Origin of the sequence: Sorangium sp. So ce281 (assembly GCF_051527395.1) — a bacterium.
In the GTDB taxonomy this organism is placed as follows: domain Bacteria; phylum Myxococcota_A; class Polyangia; order Polyangiales; family Polyangiaceae; genus Sorangium; species Sorangium cellulosum_B.
The window spans coordinates 7,631,400-7,650,763 of the sequence record NZ_CP150322.1 but is presented as its reverse complement, the minus strand read 5'-3'; the positions used below and the strand labels follow the sequence as shown (position 1 = coordinate 7,650,763).

Here is a 19,364-nt window from a genome sequence, read left to right as displayed (position 1 = left end):
GCCGATCGAGAGGCCGCGGCGTGGTCCAGCGTCCGGCGCCGCTCGCCCAGCGGCGCGGGAGCGGCGGCGACCGTGCGGCCCCGCGGCGCGGCGCCGCGCCGGCCTGCCTGTTGCGCAGGCCGGCGCCGCTGCTAGGTTCCCCGCGGCGCTCCTTCAGACAGGGCGTCCCGGACGAGACGCGCCGTACCCGGTCAGGATAAGACGACGCAGCCGCATCACGAGGAGAGTCGTCATGTCCTGGCTGGCGTTGCTCCTGGCAGGCCTGCTCGAGGTCTGCTGGGCTATCGGTCTCAAGTATACACACGGCTTCACGCGCCCGTTGCCAACGGCGCTCACGATCGGCGCGATCATCACGAGCATCGCGCTCCTCGAGAGCGCCTCGCGGACCTTGCCCATCGGCACGGCGTACGCCGTCTGGGTCGGCATCGGCGCGTTCGGGGCGGCGGTCGCGGGCATCCTCCTGTTCGGCGAGCCCGCCACGGCCGCGAGGCTCGGTTTCCTCGCGCTGCTCGTTGTGTCCATCCTCGGCCTCAAGCTGGCGAGCCCCTGAGCCCTCGTCGCCCGGCGCGCGACCGGCCGCCTCGGGTCGACTAGCCTTCCCTCCATGCACGGAACACCCGAAGCCCGCGCCCTGCACGCGCAGTACCCCGCCATCGATCTCCACGCCGACAGCCTCATGTGGGCGCGCTGGGTCGGTTACGATCTGCAGGCGCGGCACGAGCCGCCGCTGCCGCTCGCGGCCCTCGGCGGGCACGTCGACGTCCCGCGGCTCCGCGAGGGCGGCGTCGGCGCGCAGTTCTTCGGGCTGGTCTCGCTGCCCATCGGGCAGCGGCGCGGGCTCGCCGCCGTCGTCGAGGAGCAGATCGATCTCCTGGAGCAGGCCGTCCGCGCGCGGCCCGGCCGCCTCGTGAAGGCGCTCACGGCCGAGGACATCGAGGCGGCGAAGGCCCGCGGCGCCGTCGCGGCGCTGCTCGGCGTCGAGGGGGCGCACGCGCTCGAAGGCGATCTCGACACCCTCGCTCGCTTCGCGCGGCGCGGCGTGCGCTACCTCGGGCTCTGCCACTTCAGCGCCAACGAGGCGTGTTATCCCGCCTACGGCAGCGGCCGCAGGGATGGTGAAGGCCTCACCGCCTTCGGCCGCGACGTCGTGCGCCTCGCCGAGGACCTCGGCGTCATCGTCGATCTCGCGCACATCAACCGGGCAGGCTTCCTCGACGCATGCGCGCTCGCTCGCCGCCCACCCATGGTCAGCCACACGGGTATCGCCGGCGCGTTCGATCACTGGCGCAACATCGATGACGATCAGCTCCGCGCCCTCGCCGATCGCGGCGGGTGCGCCGGGATCATCTTCTGTCCGCTCTATCTCGGCGGAAACGGGCTCGCGCCCGTCGTCAAGCACCTCGTGCACATCATCAACGTTGCCGGCGAGGACACGCCGGCGCTCGGATCCGATTGGGACGGTTTCATCATTCCCACACGTGAGCTGCGTGATGCGGCCCATCTTCCGCTCTTGACGGATGCGCTGCTGCGAGCTGGCTTGAGCGAGCGTGTGATCGCCAAGGTGCTTCGTGAGAACGTGATGCGCATTTTGAGCGACAACCCGCTTCCAACGCGGCTCCCGGTTGCGTAGCCTCTCTCGATGGGCCGTCGGGGTGGGTGGTCCCTCCGGCGCTGCGCGAGATCCTCCTTAACTCGGAGCGGATGCAGGCCATGACTCTCCATCGCCTCGCTGCACAGGGCTACGCGACTGCAGCGGATGCTTACGAGAAGGGGCGCCCGGACTACCCGCGCGGCGCGATCGAGCTCCTGCGCGACACGCTCCGCATCGACGCGACGAGCACGGTGCTCGATCTCGGCGCCGGCACCGGCAAGCTCACGCGCCTCCTGGTGCCCACGGGCGCGCGGCTGCTCGCGCTCGAGCCGGTCGAGGGGATGCGGCGCAAGCTGGGCCAGATGGTCCCGTCCGCCATTCCGCTCGATGGGGTCGCCGAGGCCATCCCCTTGCCCGAGACATCGGTCGACGCCGCGGTCGCCGCGCAGTCGTTCCACTGGTTTCACGGTGATCTCGCGCTCGCGGAGATCCACCGCGTGCTCCGGCCGAGAGGGCGCCTCTCCCTGCTCTTCAACCTGCGCGACGAGCGCGTCGACTGGGTCGCCCGCATCTCCCACATCCTCGACCGCCACGGCCGGGATGCTCCGATACACAGGTTCGGCGCCTGGCGCCGGACGTTCTCGGACTCCCGCCTCTTCGCGCCGCTCGGAGAGCACGAGTTCACCCATACCCAGGAGCTCGACCTCGACGGGCTGCTCGAGCGCGTCGCGTCGATCAGCTACATCTCGGCGCTCCCCCTGCAGGAGCGTTATGCGGTCCTGAACGAGATCCGCGAGCTGGCCGCGAACCACCCGGACCTCGCGGGGAAGAGCGTGTACCTCTTCCCCTACCGGACGCTGGTGCCCCTGTACGAGCGGCGGTGAGCGTCCGGGGGAGCCCGCCGACGGGGGCGCCGTGCTAGAGCGGCCCCCGCATGGCGGCGCATGAAGTCGTGATCGTCGGAGGTGGGCCGGCGGGCGTGAGCACGGCGCTCTTCCTCGCCCACCATCGCCCGGCCCTCGCCGAGAGGATCGTGGTGCTCGAAAAGGAGCGCTACCCGCGGGACAAGTCCTGCGCGGGCGGCCTCGGCGAGCGAGCGGACAGGGCGCTCTCGTCGATCGGGGTGACGATCGACGTGCCCTCGGTCGTGGTGCACGGCATCAGCGCGGCCTTCCAGGCCGGCGAGGTCGCGGTCCGCGAGGGCAACATCGGGCGCGTCGTCCGGCGCGCCGAGTTCGATCGCGCGCTCGCGCTCGCCGCGCGGGCGCGGGGCGTCCGGATCGTGGAGGGGGCGCGGGTGACCGGCGCCACGCCGAGCGAGCGCGGCGCCCGCGTCGAGAGCTCGGCCGGGGTGTTCGACGGCCGCGTCGTCGTCGGCGCGGACGGCGTCGGCAGCGTCGTTCGCCGCGCGATGGGGCTGCCGTTCGGCAGGCTGCGCGCGCAGGCCGTCGAGGTCGACACCGAGCCCGTCGCGGAAGACCGGGCGCGCGACCTCCTGCACTTCGAGATGCGGGACCGCTCGTTCGCCGGCTACCTGTGGGACTTCCCCACGCTCGTCGACGGGCGCGAGCTCGTCTGCCGGGGGGCCTACGTGCTGCACGAGGGCGCGCTCGGCGTGGCGCGCCCCGCGCCCGACGCCGAGCGCGTGCTCCGGAGCAGGCTCGAGGCGCTCGGCCTCGACCCGGACCGCTACCGGCGAAAGCGCTTCGCCGAGCGAGGCCTCGACCGGCGGGCCGTGATCGCGCGGCCCGCCGCCCTGCTCGTCGGCGAGGCCGCGGGCATCGATCCGATGCTGGGAGAGGGGATCGCCCAGGCGATCGCGTACGGGGCCCTCGCGGGCGAGTACCTCGCCGAGAAGCTCGACGCCCGCGATCTCGGGTTCCACGACTGGGGCCGGCGCGTCGAGCGATCGCTGCTGGGCCTCGACCTGCGCTTCCGGCGCCGGGTGATGCGCGCCTTCTACGGCGCGCCGCGGGAGCGCGTCGAGCGTTACCTCCTCGGCGAGCCGTCGTTCCTGCGCTTCGGCGTCCGGCACTTCGCCGGCAGAGCCCAGCCGGCGCGCGACGCGCTCCGCGCCGCGGCGACGGGCGCGCTGGTCGCGGGCCGGATCGGGATCGAGCGCCTCGTCGCGTCGCTCCCGCCGCGCGCGCGCAGCGCGGGCGGCGCCGACGGCGCGCACGCCTAACGAGGCAGCGAGGCGCGACGTGCGCGACGCGCGCAACGTGCGCGACGCGCGCAACGTGCGCGACGCGCGCCGCGCCCGTGAGCCCCGACACCCCCGCGACGGCCACCATGCTAGCATCGCCCGCCATGGTCGCGCCGTTCCAGCCGGCGGTCGGGATGCTCTTCGGAGAGTTCCGGCTCGTTCGGCCCCTCAGCGCCGGGGGCATGGGCGCCGTGTACATCGCCGAGCAGGCGAGCACGGGCAAGCTGCGGGCGCTCAAGCTCATGCACCCGCAGCTCTGCGCGGACGCCCGGCTGCGCGAGCGCTTCGAGCAGGAGGCGCGCGTCGGCGCGCTGGTGGAGAGCGATCACGTCGTGCAGGTGATCGGCGCCGGCGTGGACGCGGCCAGCGGCGTGCCCTGGCTCGCGATGGAGCTGCTCGAGGGGGAGGACCTCGCGCAGCGGATGAAGCGCAGCGGGCTGCTCTCGGCGCAGGACGTGCACGAGATCTTCCGGCAGCTCTGCCACGCGCTCGGCGCCGCCCACCGCGCGGGCGTGGTCCACCGGGACATGAAGCCGCAGAACGTGTTCCTCGCGAAGACGCAGAGCGCGACGGCGCGCTGGTCGGTCAAGGTCCTCGACTTCGGCATCGCGAAGATCGCCGCGGAGGCGAGCACGATGGCGACCGCCTCGCTCGGCACGCCCCTCTGGATGGCGCCCGAGCAGACCGACGCGCGCGGGCAGATCTCGCCGGCGACCGACGTGTGGGCGCTCGGGCTGATCGCGTTCTCGCTGCTCACGGGGCGCATGTACTGGCGCGCCGCGAACGACCCGATGGGCACCGCGATGCCGGTGCTGCTCCGCGAGATCCTCTTCGAGGCGATCGACCCGGCGTCGGTGCGCGCGATCGCGCTCGGGCGCGCCGGCTGCATCGTGCACCCGTTCGACGCGTGGTTCGCGCGCTGCGTCGCGCGGGAGCCGTCGCAGCGCTTCCAGACGGCGCAGGAGGCGTTCGACGCGCTCGGCCCGGCGCTGTTCGTCGATCCGCTCGACCCGCGCAGCGTGCGCGCCGCGGTCGGCGCGATCTCGGTGGTGCCGTTCAGCGCCGCGGCGGCGCTCACCCCGGCGGGGCGTACCTCGCGCCTGTCGATGAGCGGACCGACCGAGATGGCCTCGGACGCGCAGCGCGCGCCGTCGTCGTCCGCCGGCGCGGGCGCATCGTCGTCGCCCGTCAGCGCGCGCCCCCCGGGGACGCCCGCGCCCGTCCTGGCGAGCAGCACGCCGCCGGAGGCCCCTCGCAAGCCCGCGCGGTGGGGGCCGCTGCTCCTCGCGTGCGGCCTGGCCAGCGGCGTCGCGACGGCGACGATCGCCTTTTACGCCGGCCGCGCGCAGAGCGACGTCCGGCTGGTGCAGCGCCTGCCGGTGCCGGCGCACCCGACGGTGGTCAGCCCAGGCCGCGGCGGCGAGGCGCGCTCGCCGGCGCCGGCGGGCGACGCGAACGGCACGAGCGGCGCGGGCGAGCGGCAGCCGTCGCCCGGCCCTCGCGACGCTCCGGCGCCGGCGCCCGCGCCGAGGTCCCCGCGCCCCATGCGCGGAGGCACCGCGCCGGCGGCGGCGGCGCAGCCCAGCGCGGCGAGGCCGTTCGATCGCGGCGCGGCCCACGCGGCGCTGCAAGCGAAGGGCGCCACCGCGCGGATCCACTGCAAGGGCAAGGCGGGGCCGAAGGCGGTGACGGCGCGGGTGTTCTTCAACCCCGCGGGCGCCGTGCAGCGCATCACGATCGAGCCGCAGGTCGCGATGACCCCGGCCGGGAGCTGCGTGCAGATGCTGCTCGGCTCCGCGCGGGTGCCGGCGTTCGACGGGGGCGAGCTCCAGGACGTCACGACGACGGTCGGGATCGAGTGATCGCCGCGGGCGAGCGCGCCGCCGGCCCCGTCACGGGCCTTCGGAGACGCACTCGCCCTCGCCGCGGAAGTGCCCGAGCGTGCGCGAGAGCGCCGCGACGAATGCCCCGAGATCATTGATGTTTCCGGCGCTGCCCGTCCCGTAGGGGCCCTCCTCGATCGCGACGAGGCGCACCGCGGCGAGCTCCTCCAGGGTGACGGCCCCGTCGTCGTCGGCGTCCGCGGCGGCGATGGGCGCGAACCGGCGCGCGGCGGTCGCGGCCTGGAGGTCGTCGTAGAAGAAGTGGTCGCCGTGGATGGTGAGCTCCACGTCGTCGGTGCCGCCGTTCGTGACGAGGACGCCGTCGGTCTCCTTGCCGGCCCTGTCGCCCTTGCAGTCGGCGTAGCGCGTCGCGAGCGAGAAGGTCCAGTCGAGGCGCTTCTCGACCTCGCCGCCGCCGTCGCTCTTCCGCGCGATCGCCTCGATGTGCACCGACGCGCCCGCCGCGAGCATGAGCGCCTTGTCCTCCTCCGTCGCGCCGTCGAGCGCGGTGTCCGCGTCCGCCGGGCCGATCTCGTAGGAGACGGCCTCCCAGGGCTTCGCCTCGAGGTCGTCGAAGGTCACCACCGGCTTCGCGCCGGCCTTCGTGTGGTCGAACAGGATCGAGCCCTGCATGCGCGCTCCGACGTTCCCCTCGCGATCGGCGACGGTGACGTTCCGGACGACGAACAGGAACTTCTCGTACTGGATGCTCCAGCCGTCCGCGAGATCGGCGGCCGGGATCTCCTGCTCGATGTACTCCTCTCCCCACGTCGAGAACGCCACGCTCCCGGCCCCGGCCTCGTCCTCGCCGCAGCCGGCGAGCGCCGCCGCGGCGAGCGTCGCCGCCGCAACCCACGGTCCTTTCGTGATCCTCATCGTCCTTCTTTCTCCTCCGGGGAGCCGGGCGCGAACGAGAGCGCGTAGGCCGTCCCCTTCTTGAGGCCCCGCGTGAAGCCGCGCTGGGCCTGGCTCTCGGGCTCGAGCTCGACCGGCGCGCCGTCCTCGCTCGCGGCGACGGCCTCGAAGTCGACCTGATCGAGCCAGACCGCCGGCTTCACGACGAGCGTGACGACGCCGGGCCCGTCGAGGAAGACCTCCTCGAAGACGCAGCCCTCCACCGACGGCTCGCCGGTCGCGTCGTCGGCGACGTCGGCGGCCAGCGCGCGCGCGCGGAACACCCGCGCGAGGTCGCCCTTCTCGGCGCGGCCCTCGACGGCGACGACGTGCCCGTCGAGCGCCGCGGCGAGCGGGCCCGAGGGCGGCGCGCCGAACGTGAAGCGCGCGGATCGCGCGGCGCCGCTCACGGCGTCCGCGTCCGCGAGCGCCGTCGTCCCCCGCAGCAGGTCGACCGACGTCGGCTGCGTCATCTGGCCCCTCGCCTCGCCGGCCTGGTAGTGGCCCGGGTGCGCGTGCGCCTCGGGCACGGCCCACCGGGCGAGCCGCTCGAGCAGCGAGGGGCCGCCGCCCGGCGAAGGCCGCCGCGCCGTGAACGGGGCGCCCTCGAAGTAGTGGAGCGACCCGATCGCCAGGTGCGCCTTCGACAGCGTGATGGTCCAGCCGAGCGCGTTCGTGAACGGCGCGACCGACGCCGCGTCGGGCGCGATCTGCGTCGCCAGGGTCAGGCGCTTGCCGGAGGTCGCGCCGTCGCCTCCGGCGCCGCACCCGGCGGCGAGCGCGCCCGCCGCGAGCGCCGCGGCGAGGCGCCCCGCCGCGGCGAGGGCGGCGCGCCGGGGGGATCGGGTCTGTGGGGTGGTGGATGTCATCGAGGACCTCAGCCGATGTAGAGGGAGAGCGAAGCGAGGAAGCTGCGCGGGGCGCCGACCGTCACGTGCCGCGCGGGGAGGAGGTCGGGCGCCGCGCCGCGGGTGAAGCTCGAGGGGTAGACGAACTCGCCGTCGAACCACGACGCGTCGAGGAGGTTGTAGACGTCGAGCCCGAGCTCGACGCGGTGGTAGCGGACGTGCGCCGTCACGTCGGTGACGAGCGCGTCGTGGCCGACCTCTCCGAACGGCAGCGGGCGGCCGTGGAGCAGCGTCACGCCCGCGCCGGCGCGGGCCTCGAGGCGCCGGCCGAAGAGCGCGCCGAGGCGCGGCGTCACCGCGAGATCGGCGCGGGCGACGACCTGGGGCACGAAGGGGAGGAGATCGCCCGCCGCGTAGCGCCCCCCGGAGGCGGTGAAGGCCGCCCGGGTGTACGTCAGGCCGACGCTCGACACGAGCCACGGCGCCGGATGCGCCACCGCGTCGATGGCCACCCCGGTGCGGGCGGTGGCGGGCACGGGCTCGTTGCGGGCGGTCGCCTCGTCGAAGACGAGATCGTCACTGAGGCGCGTGTGGAACAGCGCCGCCGACGCCCGCACGCGCTCGTCGGCGTAGCGGAGCCCGGCCTCGGCGGAGAGCACCCGCGTGAAGGGGGTGCGCTCGCCGTCGCCGAGGCTGCGCGCCTGGGGCGAGCGGAACCCCTGGCCCACGCTGGCGAGCGCGCGGAGCCCGGGGAGCAGCACCACGTCGACCGTGCCCTTGCCGCCCACGTGGACGCCCATCGCGCTGCGCGCCTGCGCGCCCTGGCCGATGTCGTCGACGACCTGGTACGCGAGGCCGTCGGCGCGCAGCCCGCCGCGCAGCGTGATCCGCCGCGCCGGCCGGATCGACGCGTCGAGGTAGCCGGCGATGTCGGTCGCGCGGACCTTCGCGTCGACGAGCGTGGCGGTCGGCCTGTCGTCGACGGCCGCGAGGCGCCGCTGCGACTGCTCGATCCAGTCGGTGCGCGCGACGACGCCCGCCTCGAACGTGTCGCGGTCGGAGAGCAGCGGGAAGGCGAGCCGGTACGACGCGGTGGCGCCCGCCGTGATCGCCTCGTTGAGCTGCTGGGTGGCATCGCCGTTCGTGGGGTCCGCGAGGTACCCGGTGAAGTTCGAGCGCAGCCGGAGCGAGCGCAGCACGACGAACGGCGTGAGCGAGAGGCCCTCCCCGCGGGCGGCGCCGTCGCCCGAGCCGCGCAGATCGACGACGAGCTGCGCCCGCGACGAGTCGCCGCCCTGATCGGGATCGTACGAGGCGAAGCGGTCGACCTTGCCCGACTCGATGTCGCAGAGGCGCAGGACGCCGGCAGAGCCGCAGCGGGAGGCGAACGCCGACGCCATCACCCGCGCGGAGACGCCGGCGAGCGGCCGGTAGACGGCCTGCGCGACGAGCGAGGCCCGGCCGGCGGCGCGGGCGGGCCCGAAGCCGTCGGTCCCGTACGCCTCGAAGGCCGCGAACGTGGCGTCGTCCGCGTTCTCGGGGTGGTAAGCGAGGAAGAGCCGGCGCGCGCCGAACGAGCCCGCGGAGGCGGTGGCGGTGATCCCCGGCTCGCCGTAGGCGAGATCGAAGCGCATCGTCCCGGCGACCGCGAAGTCGCCCTGGCGCGGGTCGTACGATCCGGGCTGCGCGCGGAGCTCGCCGATCACCTCCGGCATCACGAAATGGAGGTCGGTATAGCCCTGGCCGTGGACGTTGGAGACCTCGTTGACCGGCGCGCCCGCGACCCAGATCTCGAGGTCCTGTCCATGGACCGCGTCGAAGCCGCGGAAGAAGATCTGGTGCGCCTTGCACTCGCCGCTGTGCTGGGAGGTGAACACGCCCGGCACGAGCTGCAGCACGTCGCTCGCCGTCCGGTGGGGCGCCGCCCGGATCTCCGCCTGCCCGCGCACCGACTCCGAGGCGCTGCGCGGCGGCGCCGCGCCCTGCACCACGACCGTGATGGGCGCGGCGTCGGACGCGGGCGAAGCGGCGCCCGCCGCACCGGAGGCGGGCGCCGCTGCGCCGGCGCCGCCGGAGGCATCGCCGCCCGCCGACGTTGCCGCCCCGGCCGCGGGCGGAGGCGCCGCGCCGGCGCGCGCAGGCGCGGCGCTGTCGCCGGCGCGCGCAGGCGCGGCGCTGTCGCCGGCGCGCGCAGGCGCGGCGGACGCGATGACAAGAAGCAGCGGGAGCGCCGTGCTCAGGGAGCGGATCACAGGTGGGCTGGCCAGTAGCACGATTTTATCGGTTCGTGTTATCATGCGGACGCGTGCGCTCGCCCGGCGGGCGCGCCGGCGGTTTGGTCGACGTCGCAGGCGGCGAGCGCGTTCGTGTGTTCGTCGGTGCCGTCGCTGTCTGCTGGCCGCCGAAGATTGCTCTGAGGCCGTCAGCGAGCCCTCTTCCGACGCCGTATCGACTCGCGCTCTCGGGCGGATCGCGATAGCGACAACATGTCGCATTCAGGCGAGGGGCGGCGCGGCCTATCGTGGCGCGCATCGTTCCTCGGGAGGACGCACATGGAATCCGGTCTTCGTGCATCACGGCTCTGGTTCCCGCTGGTCGGGGCGGCCCTCGCGCTCATGGCGTGCGGCGACGATGACGGGGTGACCCCTGTCGACGGCGCGTCGACCTCGACGGGCGGCGGGGGGGGCGGCGGGGCTGAGACGATCGCTGTCGAGCTGCAGTTCGAAGGCCGCGTCCGCGACGAGGTGTTCTCCTGCAGCGAGACGTACGCTGTCGGCAGCGCCTCGACGGACGTGGGGCTGAACGATTTCCGCCTCTACATCCACGACGTGCGCCTGCGCCGCGCGGACGGCGAGGAGGTGCCGCTCTCGCTCGAACAGGACGAGCTGTGGCAGTACCAGGACGTCGTGCTCCTCGATTTCGAGGACCGATCGGGCACCTGCGCCAACGGGACGGAGGAGACGAACGGCGTGGTGCGCGGGACGGTCCCGGCCGGGGACTACGACGGGCTGTCGTTCAAGCTGGGCGTCCCGTTCGACCTGAACCACGGCGACGCGTCGAGCGCGCCGTCGCCGCTGAACCTGACGGGGCTGTTCTGGAGCTGGAACGACGGGTACAAGTTCCTGCGCCTCGACAGCGTCTCCACGGCGGACGACAAGCCGTTCCTCGTGCACATCGGGAGCACTGGCTGCATGCCCGGCGCGGACGGCGGGGTGGCCGCGTGCGATCGCCCCAACGTCGCCGAGATCGTCTTCGAGGGCATCGACCCGCTCACGACGAAGGTGCTCGTCGACTATGCGGCGCTCGTCGCGGACAGCGACCTGTCGGCGAGCGCCGACGACATCCCCGGCTGCATGTCGGATCCGTCGGACTCCGAGTGTCTGCCGCTCTTCACCCATCTCGGCATCGACAGCACCGACGGCTCGCCGCGCCCCGATCAGCAGTCGTTCTTCAGGATAGACTAGGCGCCATGGCGATGTTCGCTTCGATGACCGCCCTCCGCCGCTCGGCGATCTCCTCCGCCCTCGCCGCGCTCGCGGCCCTCTGCTGTGCCTGCGGCGACGACGATGGCCCGGGCGGATTGACGGGGGAGGGCGGCGGTGGGGGAGGCGGCGCGGGCGCCTATGCGTGGGGGCTGCCGACGGGCTTTCCGGTGCCCAAGGTCCCCGAGGACAACCCGATGTCGCCGGCGAAGGTCGAGCTCGGCAGGCGGCTGTTCTACGACGTGCGCCTGTCCGGCAACGGCACGTACTCGTGCGGCTCGTGCCATCGCCAGGAGCTCGCGTTCACCGACCACCTCGCGAACGCCAAGGGCTCGACCGGCCAGCTGCACTCGCGCAGCTCGATGAGCCTGGCCAACGTCGCTTACCTCACGACGCTGACCTGGGCGAATCCGCTCATCGAAGCGCTCGAGGAGCAAGCGCTCCTCCCCATGTTCGGCGAGACGCCGGTCGAGCTCGGGCTCGCCGGCATGGAGGACGATCTCCTGGAGCGGCTCCAGGGCGAGCCGCTGTACCAGGACCTCTTTCCCGAGGCGTTCCCCGGCGACGACGAGCCCATCCGCCTCGCGAACATCACGAAGGCGATCGCGTCGTTCGAGCGGTCGCTGCTCTCCTACCGCGCGCCCTACGACCGTTACCGCTACGGCGGAGACCCCTCCGGGATGTCGGATGCGGCGCTGCGCGGGATGGATCTTTTCTTCTCCGAGAAGCTGGAGTGCTTCCATTGCCACGGCGGCTTCAACCTGTCGGACTCGGTGGAGCACGACGGCACCACCTTCACGGAGGTGATGTTCCACAACACGGGGCTCTACAACATCGACGGGAACGGCGCTTACCCGGACGGCAACGGGGGAGTCTACGAGATCTCCCACAAAGCGGCGGACATGGGCCGGTTCCGCGCGCCCACGCTGCGGAACATCGCCGTCACGGCGCCGTACATGCATGACGGCAGCATCGAGACGCTCGAGGGGGTGCTCGACCATTACGCCGCCGGAGGGCGCACGATCGAGGCTGGCCTCCCCAACGCCGGTGTGGGCAGCGAGAACAAGTTCAAGAGCGAGCTCATCAGCGGGTTCGATCTCACAGGAGAGGAGAGAGCGGACGTGATAGCCTTCTTGCAAACCCTGACGGACGATGAGTTTCTGAAGGACCCGCGCTTCGCGGATCCCTGGGCGGAGGCGCCGTGAGCCGGAGGCCTTTCCTGAGCCGGGCGCTCCTCGTGCCCGCGCTGGCGGCGCTCGCGTCGGCCGCGATGTACACCGGGGCGTGTGGTCACAGCTACGACCACACGTCGGGCGGGACGGCGTCCGACCCGAGCCTGAGCGACGTCATCTTCGAGGGCGGCGCGACCGACGAGGCCCTGGAGGCGCTGCTCGCCGTGGAGCCGAAGGACGAGCCCTCGCAGGGCACGGTGTTCGACGCGCCCGAGGACGGCGCGATGCTCCCCGGCGACGCTGCGCCGACGCTGACCTTCCACGTCGCGGGCGCGGCGCAGCGGACGGCGCCTCGGGCCGCGCCGACGCTGCGGCTCGCGGCCGCCGCGGCGCCGGGGGCGCGGGAGCTCGCCGCGCCGGGGGCGTCGATCGTCGCGGAGCTCGGGGCGCTCCTTGGGCCGGCGCGCGCCGCCTGGGCTCACGGGACGCCCATCAACGGGCGCGCTTACTTCCTGGTCTTCACGACGGCGGAGCGCGAGCTGCTGCTCCGGGTGTTCACGACCAAGCTGAGCTACACGCCGGACGCGGCGGCCTGGGACAAGCTCCGCGCTGCCGGCGGGCCGATCACGGTCAGCGTGATCAGCGCGCTGTTCGAGAACAACCGCATCGTGCAGGGCGGTGGTCCGTTCACGGGCGCGCCGGTCACGTTCACCCTCCTTCCCTGACCGGGGGCGAGCTGAAACCCGAGGCGGCGGCGCTCGCGGAAGGAGCGCTCGCGGAAGGAGCGCTCGCAGAAAGAGCGCCGCCGGCCGGAGCGCCGCAGGCCGCGAGGAAGGCCGCGGCCACCAGGGAGGTTCGCGGAGTTCGCATGGGAGCATCTTACCGGGCTCCGAGAGCTCCTGTTCAGCGCGGCGCTCCGGAGCGGCCGAGCGGCTCCCCGGCCGGGCCGCGGCCGCCCCGGCGGCCTTCCGAGGGCTACCCGCGCCCAGGGGGCTGACCCATGTTGCGCAGCGCGCGACGTGATGAGCGAGGGGCATCGTGTCCAGACGGAAGAGAAAACCTGGGGGAGCGAGCTCGGTGAGCCGTCGCGAGCGCGACGACGCGATGCGGGAGCGCGATGACGAGCGAGCTCGGCTCGCCGAACGCGACATGCACGGCACGCACGGAGAGGGGGCCTTCATCATGACCATGAGGACGAGCGGGCGGGCGGAGCACGAAGCCACCGCAGGACACGCGGAGTCCGCGATCACCAACAGCCTGGAGCAGGTGCGCGACATCCTGTGCGGCGCCCAGTTCCGCGAGCTCGCTCGCCGGCTCTCGCACACCGACGCTCAGGTCGCCGCCCAGGCGGAGGAGCTGCGGAGTGAAGCGTGGCGGCGTCTGGACATGCTGGAGGCGCACATGCGCAGGGAGATCGAGGCGCTCGGCGCGTCGATCGAGGCCCAGCGCGCGGCCGCCGACGGCGCGCTCGGCAGCATCGCGCGCGAGTCGCGGGAGGCGCTCGAGCTGATCGCGCAGCGGGTCCAGCGGCTGGAGGAGCTCGTGGCGCGCACGCAGCGCGAGCTCCGGCAGCAGATGCTCGACCAGTCCAAGGCGTTCGCCGACGAGGCGCGGCGCACGCGGAGCGATCTGAGCGCGATGCTCGAGCGCGAGCTGGCCGCCGTGTGGGCCGACGGCGCCGATGCGCTCGCGCCGGACGCGCCGGTGCGCGAGGCGGCCGCGGAGTCGGAGCGGTACCAGAAGGCGGAGCGCCGCTCGGACGAGGCAGCGTGAGGCGGCCGCGCCGCTCCGCCCAGCGGAGCGGGCGCGGCGGTCCGGAGAAGAACGATGCGAGAGCCGAGAGCGCGCCGCGAGGCGCCTCCGCCGAGAAAGACGCTCGAAGACCTCCGCCCCCTGCTCGTGGGCCCCGAGCAGCACCGGATCCAGCGGATCGAGGAGCGGCTGGACCAGTCCATGGTCGAGATGGTCGCGGGGGCGCTGCCCGAGGCGGTGATCGAGAGCCGCAAGAAGGGTGAGGCGCTCTCGTGGGCGCTGGAGCCGCTCCTCACCAGCGCGATCCAGGAGCGCGTGCGCCGGGACCCGGGGGCGTTCGCGGACGCGATCTCCCCCGCCATGGGGCCGGCCATCCGCAAGGCCGTGCACTGCGCTCTCCGGGCGATGATCCAGCGCCTCAACGAGGCGGCCGCCCTCGGCCTGTCCTGGCGGAGCATGCGCTGGCGCGTCGAGGCGCGCCGCACGGGGCGCCCCTTCGCGGAGGTGGTGCTGCTCCGCTCGATGGTCTACCGGACCGAGCAGCTCTTCCTTGTCCACCGAGGGACGGGGCTCGTCCTCGAGCACCTCAGCGCCGACGAGATCCCCTACAGGGATCCCGATCAGGTCACGGCGATGCTCACCGCCATCGACGCGTTCGCCCACGACGCGTTCCGGACCGACGCGCGGCTGGAGCGCTTCCGCGTCGGCGATCTGACAGGGTGGGTCGAGCACGGCCCGTCGGCGCTCCTCGTGGCCATCGTGCGCGGCGTGGCGCCGCCCGCGTACGGGCTCGTCCTGTGCGAGACGCTGGAGCGCGTCCACCTCGCGTACGGCGGTGAGCTCGCCGGCTTCCGCGGCGATCGGACGCCGTTCTCGGGCGCCCGCGAGCTGCTCTCGCGCTGCCTCCAGCAGCAGCGCCAGCCGGTCCCGCGCCGAGCGTGGGCCGTGCTGATAGCGGCCGCCCTGCTGGCCGCGGTCGCCGCGGCCGCGCTCGTCTTCTCGGTGCGCGCCTCGCGGGAGGAGCAGCGCCGCGTCGACGGCTGGGGCGAGGCGCTGCAGCGCGAGCCCGGCCTGCTGGTCACCGCGGCGGAGCGGCGCGCCGGCCAGGTCGTGTTCACGGGCCTCCGCGACCCGCTCGCCGCGGACCCGAGGGCCGTGCTCGAGCGCGGCGGCCCCGTGCGCCAGGAGGTCATCCTGCGCTTCGAGCCCTTCGCCTCGCTCCATCCGCAGATCGTCGAGCGCCGGGTGGCGCGCGCGCTGGCGCCGCCGCCCGGGGTCACCCTGGCGCTGCGCGGCGGCGCCGTCGTGGCCAGCGGGGTCGCGCCCGAGCGCTGGATCGAGCGCGCGCGCTGGTCGGCGGCGGTGCTCCCCGGCGTCTCGGGGTTCGACGGCGAGGCCCTGACGGCGCAGGAGTCGATCGACCGCGCGCGCGCGGCGGCGCGCTCCCTCGAGGCGATGGAGCTCTTCTTCCGCCGCGGCGCCGCGCGGCTCTCCGGCGAGCAGGCCGCGCGCCTCGACGAGGTCGCGGCCGCTGCCGAGCGGCTGATCGCCCGCGCGCGCGAGGCCGGCATGACCGCCGAGATCCGCGAGATCGGCTATGCGGATCCCGTCGGATCGGACACGTCGAACCGAGCGCTCAGCCAGGCCCGCGCGGAGCACGTCGCGGCCGAGCTCGTCGCGCGGGGGATCCCGGCCGATCGCCTGCGGGCGAGCGGCGGGGGAACGCGGCGCGAGGTCGTGCCCCCGTCCTGCGCCGGGGGCGCGGCGCGGGCCGGGTGCCTCGCCGGCGCGGACGAGCGCCGCGCGCGCAGCGTGATCTTCCTTGTGGACCTGCGCGCGGAGAGCAAGGACTGAGTCATGGCGGAGAAACGCAAGGTCTGCGTGCTGGGCGCGACGGGGGTCGGCAAGACAAGCCTCGTCGCCCGCTTCGTGCGCAGCATCTTCTCCGAGTCTTACCGGACGACCATCGGCGTGACGATCGAGACACGGCGCGTGAGGTGCGATGAACGCGAGCTCGACCTCATCCTCTGGGACCTGAGCGGAGAGGACGAGTTCCAGGCCGTCCAGACGTCGTACCTGCGCGGCTCCGCGGGCTGGCTCCTCGTCGTCGACGGCACGCGGCGCCTCACGGCGGAGACCGGGTTTCGCCTCTACACCGCCGCGCGGACGATCGTCGGAGAGGTCCCGGCCGTCGTCGTCCTGAACAAGGCCGATCTCACCGCGGCGTGGGACATCGACGACGCCACCGAGGCCAGGCTGAGGAGGGCGGGCCTCTGGATCACGAGGACGAGCGCCAAGACCGGCGCCGGGGTCGAAGGCGCGTTCAACGCGCTGACGCGCGCCATGCTGGCGAGCGAAGCGCCTTCGTTGCGGGGTTGATGGACGTGGACACGTGGCTCCTCGCGGCGCTGGACAAGCTCGTCCTCGAGCGTTTGCACGACGGGACCTTCGTCATCCGCGGCGAGCCGCCGCCGTGGTTCCGAAGGCTCGGGTTCGCGCCGCCGTGGCGCGACTCGCCGCTCCCGATCGATCGCGCGCTGCCCTTTCTGGAGGTGTTCCTCCCCGAGGCGGAGCAGGCCTGGTCCGCGGAAGGCGCGCCGGGCGTGCAATCCGACTTCTGGACGCAGATGATCGGCGACGAGGCGCTCCACCTCGAGGCGACGGCGCTCCGCGTGGGCTCGTCGCGGCTGCTCGTGATCACCCGGAACGACGCGCTGTTCCAGGAGCGCCGCCGCGTCCTCCAGCGGGCGCGCGAGCTCCGCCTCGTCCACGAGGCGCTGTCGCGCGAGGTCGAGCGGAAGGATGTCCTCGTCCACTGCATCGTCCACGACCTCTCCGGCCCGCTGAACAGCCTCCTCGGCGCGCTGTCCCTGCTGGGAGAGCAGCCGCTCCCGGAGAAGAGCGGCGCGCTCGCCGCGGTCGCGCTGAAGGCCGCCCTGCGGCAGCGCGAGCTGATCCGGGAGATCCTCGACGTGTTCACCGCCGAGGGCCAGGCGTCCGACGCCTCCAGCGGCGACCTCGCCGCGGCGGTCGACGTGTGCGGCACCGTCGCTCGGGTCGTCGAGGCGCTCCTGCCCATGGCGCGCAGCCGGGGGGTGTGCCTGGAGGCGCCGCCGGAGATCGGCTGCGCGCGGACGTGCACCGTCGTCGGCGAGGAGCGCAGGCTCGCGCGCGTGGTCTCCAACCTCGTCGAGAACGCGCTCCGGTTCACGCCTCCGCGCAGGTCGGTGCGCGTCGCAGTGCACGATGAGCCCCGGTGGGCTCGCGTGACGGTGGAGGACGACGGGCCTGGCGTCTCCCCTGCCATCGCGCCGCGCCTGTTCCAGAAGTTCGCGCACGGCGGCGACCCCGGCGCGGGCAGCGGCCTCGGGCTCTATGGCGCCCGGATCGCGGTGGAGCGGTGGGGCGGGGCGATCGGGTACGAGGCGCGGCCGGAAGGAGGGGCGCGGTTCTGGCTCCGGCTGCGGCGCGTCGGCGCGGCGGGCGAGGCGGGTGGCGGCGAGGCGCAAGGGGAGTGATGCCATGGCCAAGCTCATGCTGGTCGACGATGACTCGGGGACGCTCGCGTGGATGGCCGAGGCGCTGCAAGGCGCGGCGTACGAGGTCCGGTCCGTGCGCGGCGGGAGCGCGGCGCTGGAGCTCCTCCGGACGTGGACGCCGGACCTCATCCTGGCCGATTTCCTGATGCCCGAGATGGATGGCTTCGCCTTCAACCGGCTGGTGCAGTCGCGCGAGCGGGTGCCCGTGATGCTCGTCTCCGTCGTGAACCAGCCGGCAGAGGCGATCCTGCGAGGGGTCGCCGGCTACGTGCGCAAGCCCGTCACCGCGGGGGAGCTCCGCGCCGCCGTCGAGCGCGTGCTCGGCGCCGTCGAGGGGGTCACCCTCCTCGTCGTGGACGACGACGCGGACATCCGGGAGTGCTACCGGCTGATCCTGGAGCCGCGCTTCAGCGTGCTCGAGGCCGAGAACGGGCGCGACGCCCTGGCGCTGCTCGCGCGCGAGCCCGTGGCGCTGGCCATCGTGGACGTCCACATGCCCGTCATGAACGGGGTGGAGTTCATCCGCGCGATGCGCGACGACGCGAGGTTCTGCACGATCCCGGTCGTGGTGCAGACGAGCGACCGGGCCGCCGCGCGCGCGCCCGTCTGGACCGATCTGCACGTGGCGCAGACGATCCTGAAGGACGAGTTCCTCGACTGGCTCATGACCCAGATCGACGCGCACCTCGCGCCGGCGTCGCCGCGCGAGGCCGAGCGCGCCTGGTCGACCGCGAGCCGGTGAGCGCCGGGCGCCGCTCCTCCGGCGAGCGCGAGCGCGGCCCGCCCGGGCGCCGTCAGCCCGGCGTCCACTGCGGGTTCGCGGTGAACAGCCCGGACCCGAAGCTGATGTCGTAGGCCAGGAACAGGCCGAACCCCACGCTGAGGAGGCTGGCCACGGCGCCGAAGGCGTAATGTATCCCGCTGGTGCGAGCGCGCGCGTAGGCGAACGGCAGCGCGAGCACCCCGGTGATGAGCGTCATCCCGGCGATCGTGCCCACGCCGAACAGCGCGATGTAGCCGATGCCCCACCGCGGGTCGCGCACCGTGGTGAGCACGAGGAGCGCCACCGCGGCCGAGCCCGCGAGGCCGTGGACCACGCCGATGAGCAGCGGCCGGAGGCTCGCATAGACGCGCGAACCGCCGAACACGCGGTCCGCCCAGCCGAGGTCGTGCCGGTGGCCGTCGCGGTGAGCGACATGCGCAACATGAGCAGCGTGCTCGACCGGAGCGACGTCGGGCGCCGGCGGCTCGCCCCGCCGGACCGCCCGGTAGAGCCGCGCCAGGTGGTACACCCCGAGGCCGATCAGCATCAGGGCGACCGCGAGCTCCATGGCCAGGCCGACGTGCGGCGGCACCACGAGCCCGAAGAGCAGGATGGCGCCGCCGATCACCATCAGCGTGAGCGTGTGGCCGACGCCCCACATCGCGCCGATCAGCAGCGCCGTCCCGAGGCTCCGCACCCGGCTCACGACGGTCGCCACCGCGATCACATGGTCCGCGTCGGTCGCGTGGCGCATCCCGAGAGAGAAGCCGAGGAGCAGCAGCGGAAACGCTGAGGCGAACATGTCCCTCTCGTAGCACGGACGGCGCGCATCGTGTCACGCTGTGCGTGGCCGCCTGCTTCCGCCTCCGGCCGGCTCGCTCCGGCCTGTCGCGGCGAGCGCCATGTCAGCTCAGCATGTCAGTTCGCGCGGTCTCGACTGAGCGCGTCGATGGCCTGCTGCATCCAGACCGCGTCTTCTTCGGCCTGCTTCAGGCCGTGCATCATCTGCTGGCGCAGCACACCCGTGGTCTGACGGATACCCCGCCGAAAGACATCGGCCGCGCGCTCGTGGACGACCTTGAGCCACGGGGCGAGGTCGCGCTTGTCGAGCGGCCCTGGAGCGTCCAGGACGGTGATGCAGGCATCGATGGCCTCGCGCATGGATCGGGACTCGAGCGCGTCGGCGAAAGCGGAGAACTGGAGCAGCGACTCTCGCAGCGCAGCGCGTCCGGTC

General features: G+C 73.6%; 18 protein-coding genes and 1 riboswitch. Of the genes, 13 read left to right on the top strand and 5 right to left on the bottom strand.

Annotated elements, in window-relative coordinates:
- Positions 1 to 142: 142 nt before the first annotated feature.
- A riboswitch (guanidine-III (ykkC-III) riboswitch) is annotated at positions 143 to 211 on the top strand.
- Between the two features lie 21 nt (positions 212 to 232).
- From sugE to WMF27_RS28965, 5 genes are all read left to right on the top strand, one after another.
- Positions 233 to 550: a quaternary ammonium compound efflux SMR transporter SugE gene (sugE, locus tag WMF27_RS28985; protein WP_437765633.1), complete on the top strand. Its 318-nt coding sequence runs from the start codon at positions 233 to 235 to the stop codon at positions 548 to 550.
- A gap of 54 nt (positions 551 to 604) precedes the next feature.
- Positions 605 to 1,630 (top strand): dipeptidase, encoded by a 1,026-nt coding sequence (locus WMF27_RS28980; protein ID WP_437765634.1) that lies wholly within the window; start codon positions 605 to 607, stop codon positions 1,628 to 1,630.
- Positions 1,631 to 1,710: 80 nt separating this feature from the next.
- Positions 1,711 to 2,475 (top strand): class I SAM-dependent methyltransferase, encoded by a 765-nt coding sequence (locus WMF27_RS28975; RefSeq protein ID WP_437740223.1) that lies wholly within the window; start codon positions 1,711 to 1,713, stop codon positions 2,473 to 2,475.
- Positions 2,476 to 2,525: 50 nt separating this feature from the next.
- The gene (locus WMF27_RS28970) at positions 2,526 to 3,776 is read left to right on the top strand and encodes an NAD(P)/FAD-dependent oxidoreductase (protein WP_437765635.1); all 1,251 of its coding nucleotides are present in this window, start codon (positions 2,526 to 2,528) and stop codon (positions 3,774 to 3,776) included.
- Positions 3,777 to 3,901: 125 nt separating this feature from the next.
- Entirely contained in the window at positions 3,902 to 5,659 is a 1,758-nt protein-coding gene (locus WMF27_RS28965; protein WP_437943177.1) for a protein kinase domain-containing protein, read from the top strand.
- Positions 5,660 to 5,689: 30 nt separating this feature from the next.
- Here the strand turns inward: WMF27_RS28965 and WMF27_RS28960 are convergent, their stop codons facing one another.
- Genes WMF27_RS28960 through WMF27_RS28950 form a run of 3 tightly spaced genes read right to left on the bottom strand, consistent with a single transcriptional unit; the run spans position 5,690 to position 9,674 of the window.
- Entirely contained in the window at positions 5,690 to 6,556 is an 867-nt protein-coding gene (locus tag WMF27_RS28960) for a hypothetical protein (RefSeq protein ID WP_437943176.1), read from the bottom strand.
- The gene (locus WMF27_RS28955; RefSeq protein ID WP_437765638.1) at positions 6,553 to 7,443 is read right to left on the bottom strand and encodes a hypothetical protein; all 891 of its coding nucleotides are present in this window, start codon (positions 7,441 to 7,443) and stop codon (positions 6,553 to 6,555) included. Before WMF27_RS28955 ends, WMF27_RS28960 begins: the two co-directional genes overlap by 4 nt.
- 8 nt (positions 7,444 to 7,451) lie before the next feature.
- Positions 7,452 to 9,674: a TonB-dependent receptor gene (locus WMF27_RS28950; RefSeq protein WP_437943175.1), complete on the bottom strand. Its 2,223-nt coding sequence runs from the start codon at positions 9,672 to 9,674 to the stop codon at positions 7,452 to 7,454.
- A 300-nt stretch (positions 9,675 to 9,974) separates the two neighbouring features.
- On the opposite strand from WMF27_RS28950, the gene WMF27_RS28945 reads away from it, so the two are divergent.
- From WMF27_RS28945 to WMF27_RS28910, 8 genes are all read left to right on the top strand, one after another.
- The gene (locus WMF27_RS28945; protein ID WP_437765640.1) at positions 9,975 to 10,886 is read left to right on the top strand and encodes an MbnP family copper-binding protein; all 912 of its coding nucleotides are present in this window, start codon (positions 9,975 to 9,977) and stop codon (positions 10,884 to 10,886) included.
- Between the two features lie 5 nt (positions 10,887 to 10,891).
- Entirely contained in the window at positions 10,892 to 12,109 is a 1,218-nt protein-coding gene (locus WMF27_RS28940) for an MbnH family di-heme enzyme (RefSeq protein ID WP_437765641.1), read from the top strand.
- Positions 12,106 to 12,801: a hypothetical protein gene (locus WMF27_RS28935; protein WP_437943174.1), complete on the top strand. Its 696-nt coding sequence runs from the start codon at positions 12,106 to 12,108 to the stop codon at positions 12,799 to 12,801. Before WMF27_RS28940 ends, WMF27_RS28935 begins: the two co-directional genes overlap by 4 nt.
- Before the next feature lie 352 nt (positions 12,802 to 13,153).
- On the top strand, positions 13,154 to 13,849 hold the full coding sequence (locus tag WMF27_RS28930; protein ID WP_437943173.1) for a hypothetical protein: 696 nt from the start codon (positions 13,154 to 13,156) through the stop codon (positions 13,847 to 13,849).
- A 54-nt stretch (positions 13,850 to 13,903) separates the two neighbouring features.
- Positions 13,904 to 15,682, top strand: a complete 1,779-nt coding sequence (locus tag WMF27_RS28925) for an OmpA family protein (RefSeq protein ID WP_437765644.1) — start codon at positions 13,904 to 13,906, stop codon at positions 15,680 to 15,682.
- A 3-nt stretch (positions 15,683 to 15,685) separates the two neighbouring features.
- Complete coding sequence (locus WMF27_RS28920; RefSeq protein ID WP_437765645.1) at positions 15,686 to 16,207, top strand: Rab family GTPase; 522 nt, start codon at positions 15,686 to 15,688, stop codon at positions 16,205 to 16,207.
- The gene (locus tag WMF27_RS28915; protein WP_437765646.1) at positions 16,207 to 17,346 is read left to right on the top strand and encodes an ATP-binding protein; all 1,140 of its coding nucleotides are present in this window, start codon (positions 16,207 to 16,209) and stop codon (positions 17,344 to 17,346) included. The genes WMF27_RS28920 and WMF27_RS28915 overlap by 1 nt, the downstream gene beginning before the upstream one ends.
- 4 nt (positions 17,347 to 17,350) lie before the next feature.
- A complete protein-coding gene (locus WMF27_RS28910) occupies positions 17,351 to 18,109 on the top strand; it encodes a response regulator (RefSeq protein WP_437765647.1) in 759 nt (252 codons plus the stop codon).
- 52 nt (positions 18,110 to 18,161) lie between these two features.
- Here WMF27_RS28910 and WMF27_RS28905 read toward each other — a convergent pair whose 3' ends face one another.
- On the bottom strand, positions 18,162 to 18,932 hold the full coding sequence (locus tag WMF27_RS28905; protein ID WP_437765648.1) for a high-affinity nickel-transport family protein: 771 nt from the start codon (positions 18,930 to 18,932) through the stop codon (positions 18,162 to 18,164).
- A 116-nt stretch (positions 18,933 to 19,048) separates the two neighbouring features.
- Positions 19,049 to 19,291 (bottom strand): hypothetical protein, encoded by a 243-nt coding sequence (locus WMF27_RS28900; protein WP_231864310.1) that lies wholly within the window; start codon positions 19,289 to 19,291, stop codon positions 19,049 to 19,051.
- Between the last annotated feature and the right edge of the window lie 73 nt (positions 19,292 to 19,364).

Excerpts from the sequence above, each read along its gene's own strand:
- WMF27_RS28925 (WP_437765644.1), top strand. The coding sequence starts at position 13,904 with ATGCGAGAGCCGAGAGCGCGCCGCGAGGCGCCTCCGCCGAGAAAGACG.
- WMF27_RS28965 (WP_437943177.1), top strand. The coding sequence starts at position 3,902 with ATGGTCGCGCCGTTCCAGCCGGCGGTCGGGATGCTCTTCGGAGAGTTC.
- WMF27_RS28945 (WP_437765640.1), top strand. The coding sequence starts at position 9,975 with ATGGAATCCGGTCTTCGTGCATCACGGCTCTGGTTCCCGCTGGTCGGG.
- WMF27_RS28920 (WP_437765645.1), top strand. The coding sequence starts at position 15,686 with ATGGCGGAGAAACGCAAGGTCTGCGTGCTGGGCGCGACGGGGGTCGGC.
- WMF27_RS28940 (WP_437765641.1), top strand. The coding sequence starts at position 10,892 with ATGGCGATGTTCGCTTCGATGACCGCCCTCCGCCGCTCGGCGATCTCC.
- WMF27_RS28975 (WP_437740223.1), top strand. The coding sequence starts at position 1,711 with ATGACTCTCCATCGCCTCGCTGCACAGGGCTACGCGACTGCAGCGGAT.
- WMF27_RS28960 (WP_437943176.1), bottom strand. The coding sequence starts at position 6,556 with ATGAGGATCACGAAAGGACCGTGGGTTGCGGCGGCGACGCTCGCCGCG.
- WMF27_RS28915 (WP_437765646.1), top strand. The coding sequence starts at position 16,207 with ATGGACGTGGACACGTGGCTCCTCGCGGCGCTGGACAAGCTCGTCCTC.
- WMF27_RS28910 (WP_437765647.1), top strand. The coding sequence starts at position 17,351 with ATGGCCAAGCTCATGCTGGTCGACGATGACTCGGGGACGCTCGCGTGG.
- WMF27_RS28980 (WP_437765634.1), top strand. The coding sequence starts at position 605 with ATGCACGGAACACCCGAAGCCCGCGCCCTGCACGCGCAGTACCCCGCC.
- sugE (WP_437765633.1), top strand. The coding sequence starts at position 233 with ATGTCCTGGCTGGCGTTGCTCCTGGCAGGCCTGCTCGAGGTCTGCTGG.
- WMF27_RS28970 (WP_437765635.1), top strand. The coding sequence starts at position 2,526 with ATGGCGGCGCATGAAGTCGTGATCGTCGGAGGTGGGCCGGCGGGCGTG.
- WMF27_RS28955 (WP_437765638.1), bottom strand. The coding sequence starts at position 7,443 with ATGACATCCACCACCCCACAGACCCGATCCCCCCGGCGCGCCGCCCTC.
- WMF27_RS28905 (WP_437765648.1), bottom strand. The coding sequence starts at position 18,932 with ATGTTCGCCTCAGCGTTTCCGCTGCTGCTCCTCGGCTTCTCTCTCGGG.
- WMF27_RS28900 (WP_231864310.1), bottom strand. The coding sequence starts at position 19,291 with ATGCGCGAGGCCATCGATGCCTGCATCACCGTCCTGGACGCTCCAGGG.